This is a genomic window from Flaviaestuariibacter flavus (genome assembly GCF_004337505.1).
Classification (GTDB): Bacteria; Bacteroidota; Bacteroidia; order Chitinophagales; family Chitinophagaceae; genus Flavisolibacter; species Flavisolibacter flavus.
Genome location: NZ_SJZI01000003.1, coordinates 124,082 through 132,266, shown reverse-complemented (window position 1 = coordinate 132,266; position 8,185 = coordinate 124,082). Strand labels below are relative to the sequence as shown.

The 8,185-nt window shown below is 57.6% G+C and carries 8 protein-coding genes; 7 read left to right on the top strand and 1 reads right to left on the bottom strand.

The genetic code is table 11. The annotated features are described in order from the left end of the window. The 4 genes from EPD60_RS03530 to EPD60_RS03515 all read left to right on the top strand — a co-directional run. Nucleotides 1-741, top strand: a 741-nt coding sequence (locus EPD60_RS03530) for an IS256 family transposase (RefSeq protein ID WP_131446909.1), incomplete at its 5' end; no start/stop codon positions are given. Nucleotides 742-898: 157 nt separating this feature from the next. After that, nucleotides 899-2,803 carry a RecQ family ATP-dependent DNA helicase gene (locus EPD60_RS03525; protein ID WP_243647750.1) on the top strand — a complete coding sequence of 635 codons (1,905 nt, stop codon included), beginning with the start codon at nt 899-901 and terminating at the stop codon, nt 2,801-2,803. A 39-nt stretch (nt 2,804-2,842) separates the two neighbouring features. Continuing rightward, nucleotides 2,843-3,451 (top strand): START domain-containing protein, encoded by a 609-nt coding sequence (locus tag EPD60_RS03520; RefSeq protein ID WP_131446907.1) that lies wholly within the window; start codon nt 2,843-2,845, stop codon nt 3,449-3,451. A 360-nt stretch (nt 3,452-3,811) separates the two neighbouring features. Beyond that, nucleotides 3,812-4,510, top strand: coding sequence for a response regulator transcription factor (locus EPD60_RS03515; RefSeq protein ID WP_131446905.1), 699 nt, complete (start codon nt 3,812-3,814; stop codon nt 4,508-4,510). 229 nt (nt 4,511-4,739) lie between these two features. Here EPD60_RS03515 and ruvB read toward each other — a convergent pair whose 3' ends face one another. Further along, a complete protein-coding gene (gene ruvB / locus EPD60_RS03510; protein ID WP_131446903.1) occupies nt 4,740-5,789 on the bottom strand; it encodes a Holliday junction branch migration DNA helicase RuvB in 1,050 nt (349 codons plus the stop codon). 111 nt (nt 5,790-5,900) lie between these two features. On the opposite strand from ruvB, the gene EPD60_RS03505 reads away from it, so the two are divergent. The 3 genes from EPD60_RS03505 (at nt 5,901) to EPD60_RS03495 (ending at nt 8,163) form a co-directional block, all read left to right on the top strand. After that, nucleotides 5,901-6,329, top strand: coding sequence for a MarR family winged helix-turn-helix transcriptional regulator (locus tag EPD60_RS03505; RefSeq protein WP_131446901.1), 429 nt, complete (start codon nt 5,901-5,903; stop codon nt 6,327-6,329). Between the two features lie 104 nt (nt 6,330-6,433). Further along, a complete protein-coding gene (locus tag EPD60_RS03500) occupies nt 6,434-7,330 on the top strand; it encodes an NmrA family NAD(P)-binding protein (RefSeq protein ID WP_131446899.1) in 897 nt (298 codons plus the stop codon). A 173-nt stretch (nt 7,331-7,503) separates the two neighbouring features. After that, on the top strand, nt 7,504-8,163 hold the full coding sequence (locus EPD60_RS03495) for an NADPH-dependent F420 reductase (RefSeq protein WP_131446897.1): 660 nt from the start codon (nt 7,504-7,506) through the stop codon (nt 8,161-8,163). The last annotated feature ends 22 nt before the right edge of the window (nt 8,164-8,185 follow it).

Below are 8,185 nucleotides of genomic sequence, written 5' to 3'. Positions count from 1 at the left end.
GTACTGGAGAGCGTTTATCCCGTGGTGTGGCTCGACGCCATCCACTTCAAGGTCCGCCAGGACGGCGTGGTGAAGACCCGGGCCATCTATTCCATACTGGCCGTTTCCACGGAAGGGCAAAAGGAAGTGATCGGCATTTACTTTGGAGAAAACGAGGGAGCGGCTTTCTGGCGCTCGGTGCTCGCTGATCTCAGGCACCGGGGCGTGGAAGACATCTGCATTGCCTGCATCGATAACCTGAAGGGGTTTGCAGAAGCCATAGAAGACTTATTCCCCCAGACCGAAGTGCAGCTGTGCCTGGTGCACCAGATGCGCAACTCCATGAAGTACATGAACTGGAAGGACCTGAAGCCTTTTGTGCGTGATCTGAAGCAGGTCTATAAAGCTGTCAATGCCGCCATGGGCCTGCACTACCTGGAGGAAGCAGAAAAGAAGTGGGGTGCCAGGTACAGCATCATATTCAAAAGCTGGCGGGCCAATTGGGAGCGGCTCCGCACGTTCTTCAACTACTCGCCTGCTATCAGAAAAATCATCTATACCACCAATCCCATTGAGAGCTACCACCGCATGGTGCGCAAAGTCACCAAGACAAAAGGCGCGTTCTCTTCCGAAGATGCTATCGTCAAGCAAATCTACCTGGCCACCATAAATGCTAACACCAGGTGGCAAGGCACCATGTTCGGATGGACCACCGTCCGTACAGAGCTAACTTTGAAGTACGGAGACAGGCTGAATAAATAAATGACACACTTAACTGAGCACTACCCCTTTTTTTGACTGCTGGTATCCGGCACCCGCTTCAAACTAACCCCAGAACCCCAGAACCTCAGAACCTTTCCTTAGCGTAACAACTTCTTTTCTTATTTTCTTTGTGGTTCCGTCACTTATTCAACTTCATTTGCCTTCGATCCACGACATACTCAAAGACCACTGGGGCTACGACGCCTTCCGGCCGATGCAGGAAGACATCATCAGCGCCGTGCTTGACGGGAAGGATGCGCTGGCGCTCCTCCCCACGGGCGGCGGCAAGAGCCTTTGCTACCAGGTGCCGGCGCTGGCGCGTGAAGGCATCTGCATCGTGGTGTCGCCGCTCATTGCGCTGATGAAAGACCAGGTGGAGGGCCTGAAGAAACGCGGGATACTGGCGGCGGCGATCTACTCGGGCATGTCGCGAAGAGCCATCGTGCAAACGCTCAAGAATGTTGCGCACGGTCCGTACAAGTTGCTCTATGTTTCTCCCGAGCGGCTTGAAACGAGCCTTTTTCTCGAATACCTGCCGGCCCTCGACGTGAACCTGATTGCCGTTGACGAGGCGCACTGCGTGTCGCAGTGGGGCTACGACTTCCGGCCGGCCTACCTGCGCATCGCGGCCCTGCGCGAAGATCTGCCCGATGTGCCGCTCCTTGCCCTCACCGCTTCGGCCACTCCGGCCGTGCAGGAGGATATCTGCGACAAGCTGCAGCTGCACGAACCGCAGATCTTCCGGCAGTCCTTTCTCCGTCCCAACCTCTCCTACTCGGCCATCGAGGTGGAGAGCCGCCTGGCCCGGCTTGTAGAAATACTGAACAAGGTTCCCGGCAGCGGCATCGTATATGCCCGAAGCCGAAAGCGCACCGTAGAGATCGCCGACCTGCTGCGGATGCACGGGCACAGCACCGAGCACTACCATGCCGGCCTCGGCTCGGAGGAGCGCGCACGGCGGCAGCAGGACTGGATCGATGGGAAAACCCGCATCATCGTATGCACCAATGCCTTCGGCATGGGCATCGACAAGCCCGACGTGCGGATCGTGCTGCATGCCGACCTGCCCGACTCACTCGAGGCTTATTACCAGGAAGCCGGCCGCGCGGGCCGCGACGGCAAGCGCTCCTACGCGGTGCTGCTGTATACGAAGCAGGACCTCTCTGACCTGGAGCGCCTGCACGAGCAACGCTACCCCACGCTGGAGCAGATCCGCGAGGTGTACAGCGCCGTGGTCAACTATTTGCAGATCCCTTCCTATACCGGGCAGGACCAGTCCTTCACGTTTCACTACGATGCTTTCGTAAAAGCTTTCGGTCTCGACCCGCACCGCACGCTTTATGCGCTCAAGGCGATGGAAGGCGACGGCTGGTTCGACTTCAACGAGCGCAGCTTTGCGCCCGCCACCGTCACGTTTACGGTGAACAAGAACGGCCTGCGGGAGTTCCAGGAAGCTCACCCCAAAGAAGAGCCCCTGCTCACCACGTTGTTGCGCACCTATGCCGGCATTTTCGACGTTCCGACATATATCTCCGAGCTGCAGGTGGCGCAGCTGATGCACCTTGACGAGGAAGAAGTGAAATCAGGACTCCGGCGCGCACATTCCTTTGCCGTGCTCGAGTACGTGCCGCAAAACGAAGATCCGCAGATCGTGTTTCGCCGGCACCGCGTCAACGCCACCGACTTCCGCATCAACCCCGGCCCTTACGAGGCACGCCGCGACGCGTTCCGCGCGCGCGTGGCACAGATGATCGCCTACACCTGCTCTGCAGAATGCCGCTCCGTATTCATCAACCGCTATTTCGGAGAAAAGGACTCACAACCCTGCGGTATCTGCGACACCTGTATCGCCCGCCGCAAGGCACCGCTCAGCGCCGATGAGTTTGCCGCAATCCGCGAGCGCGTAACCACGGCTGTTACCACGGCGGCGCTCACCATCGACGGGCTGCAGGGACAGCTCAAAGATGTGTCGCGCGAAAAGCTCTTCAGCGTGCTTGATTACCTGCAGGCGGAATCACTGCTTCAGGTAGACGAAAAAGGCTTCCTGAGCACCCGTCGTTAACATAAACTATATTTTTAATGTCGGATCTTTGCGTTGCCTATGAAACGCAGTTTATTTATTGCCCTCCCGCTCCTGTTTCTCCTGGCGCCGGTGTTCGCCGGGGCGCAGGGCTGGAAGCTCACCCGTAACCGCGACGGGATCAAAGTATACCAATCCGAAGGCAGCGGCTTCCGCAACATCAAGGTGGAGTGCGACCTCGCGGGAAGCTTCGAAAGCTTCACCAAAGTGCTGGGCAATGTGGCTGGCTTCCGCAACTGGGTGTATGGAAACAAACAGGCCTACATCCTGAAGCGCACCGACGCCAACGATTATTACTATTACTCCGAGACGGCCATCCCCTGGCCGCTGCAGAACCGCGACGCCGTGGTGCGGGCCCGCATTGAGCGCGACCCGCAGGGCCGCTGGCTGCGCCTCACCGAGTCGGGTGTCGGCGGCATGGTGCCACTGCAGGAAGGCAAGGTGCGCGTCACCAAATCCAATATCACCTGGAACGTAACACAAAAAGCGCCCGGCACGCTCGGTATCGTTTACATCTTCGAAGCCGAGCCCGGCGGCAGCATCCCGGCCTGGGTAGCCAATGCCTTCGCCGACAAGGGACCTTATGAGAGCTTCAGGAAGCTGGCCGTGCTGCTGAAAGCGCAGCAGTAGCGGAGACAGGCATGTCCCTGGAAGGTTTTGAAGGGAAAGAAGCGTTTTTCACCGCTAAGAAAAGAAGGTGAATAAGCGTTTCGCTAAGGAATACATTTGAAAAGGTCCCGCCTGCGGCTGGACTTTTGTGTTTTGAACGCTGGTCTATCGCGGCTGACTTCAAACCAACCCAAGAACCTCAGAACCCTAGAAACCCAGAACCTTCCTTGGCGTAGCATCTTCTTTTCTTATTGCCTTCGCGGTTCCAAACCTTCTTTTCCTTACTCATCCTTAACTGGTGTCGTTTTTGCATTACACGGCTAACGGCTCCCTGTAAACGGGAATCCGTTACCTTTAAGCAGAAATAAACCCCTAGATAACATGGAAGGAAAGAAAGCGAAGATCCTCCTGTGCGAGGACGATCCGAACCTGGGAAGTGTACTGAAGAATTACCTGGAGCTGAACGATTATGATGTTACCCTGGAGCGCGATGGTCGCCTGGGACTTGCCGCCTTCCAGCGGGAGCCCTTCGACCTCTGCCTGCTCGACGTGATGATGCCTAATATGGACGGCTTTACGCTGGCCGAAGAGATCCGCGACATCAACCCCGACGTACCCCTGTTCTTCCTGTCGGCCAAAACGATGAAGGAAGACATCATCCAGGGCTACAAGCTGGGCGCCGACGACTATATCACCAAGCCCTTCGATTCGGAGGTGCTGCTGCATAAGATCAAGGCCATCCTGAAGCGCAACGAGGAGATCAACCGCGAGAACGAAAACCGCGAATACGATCTCGCCTCGTACCACTTCAACCCGAAGCTCCGCGAGCTCAGCAAGGACGGCCGCACCCAGACCCTCTCCCCGAAAGAGAACGAGCTGCTGAAGATGCTTTGCGAGCACCTCAACGACCTCCTCCCCCGCGAGCAGGCCCTGAAGCGCATCTGGGGCTCCGACACCTATTTCAACGGCCGCTCGATGGACGTGTACATCGCCAAGCTGCGCAAATACCTCCGCGACGATTCACAGATCGAGATCGTGAATATTCACGGGAATGGATTCCGGCTGGTGGTGCATAAATAAACGCCCGTATGGGACGCACAAAGGCAGGCCTCTGGCCTGCCTTTGTCATGCTGAGCGGAGCGAAGCATCTGAGCTTGCGCATAGGAAAGGGCCGGCACAGAAGCACACTTTCGAACTGTCTGAACAATTTTCTATCATCGCCACCTTAGATCCTTCGCTTCGCTCAGGATGACAAAAGCCCCGCAGTGCGGGGCTTTTGTGCAAACGCATACGCGCAATGGCAATGTAGTTATCGTGATAATTCGCTTGAGAACAGATCACCGGTGCCGCCGAATTTCGGCCGCATCTTTCCCAGGTGGCTATATGCTTTTTCCGTAGCCTCGCGCCCACGCGGCGTGCGCTGCAGGAATCCTTCCTGGATAAGGAACGGCTCATAAACCTCTTCAATCGTTCCCGATTCCTCGCCTACCGCCGTGGCGATGGTGGTGATGCCAACGGGACCGCCCTTGAATTTCTCGATGATGGCCGACAGGATGCGGTTGTCCATCTCATCCAGCCCATGCTCGTCTACGTTGAGGGCACGAAGCGCATGCTGGGTAATGCCGATGTCGATCATTGAATCGTTGAGCACCTGCGCGAAGTCGCGCACGCGGCGCAGCAGGCCGTTGGCGATACGCGGGGTACCGCGGCTGCGGCGGGCGATCTCACCGGCGGCCTCGGCCGTGATCTCAGCTTTCAGGATCTCGGCTGCACGCAGGATGATCGCCGTAAGCGTCTTTGCATCGTAATACTCCAGGCGGCTCTTGATGGCGAAGCGCGAGAGCAGCGGCGCCGTCAGCAGGCCCGAGCGGGTGGTGGCCCCAATGAGCGTAAAGGGCGCCAGGTTGATCTGGATAGAGCGGGCATTCGGGCCCGAGTCGATCATGATGTCGATCTTATAGTCTTCCATCGCCGAGTAGAGATACTCTTCCACGATGGTGGAAAGACGGTGGATCTCGTCGATGAACAGCACGTCGTTGGGCTGGAGGCTGGTAAGCAGGCCCGCCAGGTCGCCGGGCTTCTCGATCACCGGGCCGGAGGTTTCCTTGATGTTCACGCCGAGCTCATTGGCTACGATGCGGGAGAGCGTGGTCTTGCCCAGTCCCGGGGGACCATGGAAGAGCACATGGTCGAGTGCCTCGCCGCGGATCTTGGCCGCCTTGATGAAAATCTTGATGTTCTCGATGATCTGGGGCTGCCCGGAGAAGTCTTCTATTTCCTTGGGGCGGATGTTGTTCTCAAACTCCTTCTCCGCCGCTGTCAGGCCTTCTTTACCCGACACTAAATTGGGGTTGGACATGCGTTAAAGTTACCGAAAAAGCACCGCAATGACGGTCGGAAACTCGTTAAGGAACTGTTGCAAAAATTTATTTGTATATGCAAATGACCGTATCTTACCTTTGTTCCCAGCATGAAAGCATCCAACAGCAAATTCGCCCAATGCCTCTACTTCATGAGCGGCGCCCTTGCCCGCAAGGTGGAGAAGCTGGCGGCAGACAGCTGGAAGCCTGTGGGCCTCTCGCCCTCGCATGCCTACCTCCTGCTGGCGGTGCTCGAAACGCCCGGCATCCAGCCCGGCGCCCTTGCCAGCCAGCTGCAGCTGCAACCCAGCACCATCACGCGTCTCATGCAGAAACTGGAGGAGAAAAAACTCATCGTGCGCACCACGGAAGGTAAACTGACGAATGTCTACCCTACCCCGAAAGCACGCGAATTGCAACCCAAAATGAACACCTGTATGGAAGTCTTTTACGGTCATTGCGACCGCCTGCTCAACCCCCAGGAGGCGGGCCGCCTGCTCGGCACCATGGGCAGCCTCGCCGACCGCCTGGACGGGTAACTATTTTTTTAAAAATTCAGTTGTATATACAATTATCGAAGAGTATTCCTGCCTGGAAAACAACAAAACTTCTAAACTTTTATACCCCCTAAAAAGCCTTTATTATGAAATTCGTTCTCCTTGGCGCCGCCGGTCATATTACCCGCCCCCTCGCCGAAACCCTGCTCGCCTCCGGTCATGATGTCACCGTGGTTGGACGCAATGCTGAAAACCTGAAGCCCCTCACCGACAAAGGGGCGCATGCCGCCATCGGCTCGGTGGAAGACGTGGCTTTCCTCACGGAGACCTTCCGCGGCGCCGATGCCATTTATACGATGGTGCCGCCCAACTTCGGCGTACAGGGCGACTGGAAGCAGTGGATCGCCGGCGTAGGCCGCGGCTATGCCGAAGCCATCAAGGCCAGCGGCGTGCAATACGTGGTGAACCTGAGCTCTGTCGGCGCCGACCAGCCCGAAGGTTGCGGACCCGTAAGTGGCTTGTACTACGTAGAGCAGGACTTCAATAAACTGGAAGGAGTCAACGTACTGCACCTTCGTGCAGGTTACTTCTACACCAATTTCTTCAGCAGCATCGGTATGGTAAAAGGCGCCGGCATCATCGGCGGCAACAACGGCGACGCGCAGGCACAGCTGGTGATGGCGCACCCGGAAGACATCGCCGACGTAGCTGCAAAAGCACTGGAGCAGCGCTCCTTCACCGGGCACGGCGTGCAGTACGTAGTTAGCGACGTGCGCACCGGCGGCGAGGTTGCGGGCGCTATCGGCAAGGTCATCGGCAAGCCGGAACTGCCCTGGGTCGGCTTCTCCGACGAAGACAGCCTCGGTGGCATGCGCGGCGCGGGTGTACCCGAAGAAATCGCGAAGAACTACGTGGAGATGGGCGCCGCCATCCGCACGGGCAAGATGCAGGGCGACTATTTCAACGGCAAGCACCAGCCGGTGGGCAAGCACAAGCTCGAGGATTTCGCGCCGGAGTTCGCGGCTGCTTACCAGGCAGGATAAACTTAAAATGCCTCTGTTGCTCCGGGGTGCCGCGTCCAGGACGCCCGTGCTCCGGAGCATTTTTATTTCAACCCAAAAAGCCGGGCTGCAGCAGCATTTGCGGGCAAATTCATCTTTCATGGATGGGCAAACGATCGCCGTACTTTTCGTAACTTAACTGAAACCAGATCCAGATGAAAATCGGCGTATTGGGAACGGGTATGGTGGGCGAAACACTGGCCACCGCGTTGGTACATCAAGGACATTCCACCTGCATGGGCAGCCGCAGCGCCGGCAACGAAAAAGCGGCCGCCTGGGCGAAGAAGGCCGGCCCCGATGCATCCCACGGCTCCTTTGCCGATGCCGCCGACTTCGGCGAGCTGATCTTCGTAGCCACCCACGGCGGCGCCACGCTGCACGCCATACATATGGCCGGCGTTGATAACCTGCGCGGCAAGATCGTGATCGACGTTACCAACCCGCTCGACTTTTCGCAGGGAATGCCGCCGCGGATCCTGAAAGAATACCAGGACGTTTCCCTCGGCGAGCAGATGCAGCATGCACTCACGGGCTCGCACATCGTCAAGGCGCTCAACACCATGAACTGCCAGCTGATGGTAGACGCCCGCCAGGTTAACAGCGGCGACCACGAACTTTTTCTTTGCGGCGACAGCACCTCCGCCAAAGCATACGTCTGCAAGTTTCTCGAAGAAAACTTCAACTGGGAAAGCGCGCACATCCGCGACCTTGGAGGTATTTCGCTCGCCCGCACCATGGAGGCGATCGTGCCGCTCTGGGTGGTGCTTTACGGGCACATCGGCACCGGTATGTTCAACTACAAGATCGTTCGCTGATACCAGCCGGGCATCCCACTTT

Bases quoted from the DNA above. Each gene is read 5' to 3' on its own strand.
- EPD60_RS03520 (WP_131446907.1), top strand. From the start codon at position 2,843: ATGAAACGCAGTTTATTTATTGCCCTCCCGCTCCTGTTTCTCCTGGCG.
- EPD60_RS03515 (WP_131446905.1), top strand. From the start codon at position 3,812: ATGGAAGGAAAGAAAGCGAAGATCCTCCTGTGCGAGGACGATCCGAAC.
- ruvB (WP_131446903.1), bottom strand. From the start codon at position 5,789: ATGTCCAACCCCAATTTAGTGTCGGGTAAAGAAGGCCTGACAGCGGCG.
- EPD60_RS03505 (WP_131446901.1), top strand. From the start codon at position 5,901: ATGAAAGCATCCAACAGCAAATTCGCCCAATGCCTCTACTTCATGAGC.
- EPD60_RS03500 (WP_131446899.1), top strand. From the start codon at position 6,434: ATGAAATTCGTTCTCCTTGGCGCCGCCGGTCATATTACCCGCCCCCTC.
- EPD60_RS03495 (WP_131446897.1), top strand. From the start codon at position 7,504: ATGAAAATCGGCGTATTGGGAACGGGTATGGTGGGCGAAACACTGGCC.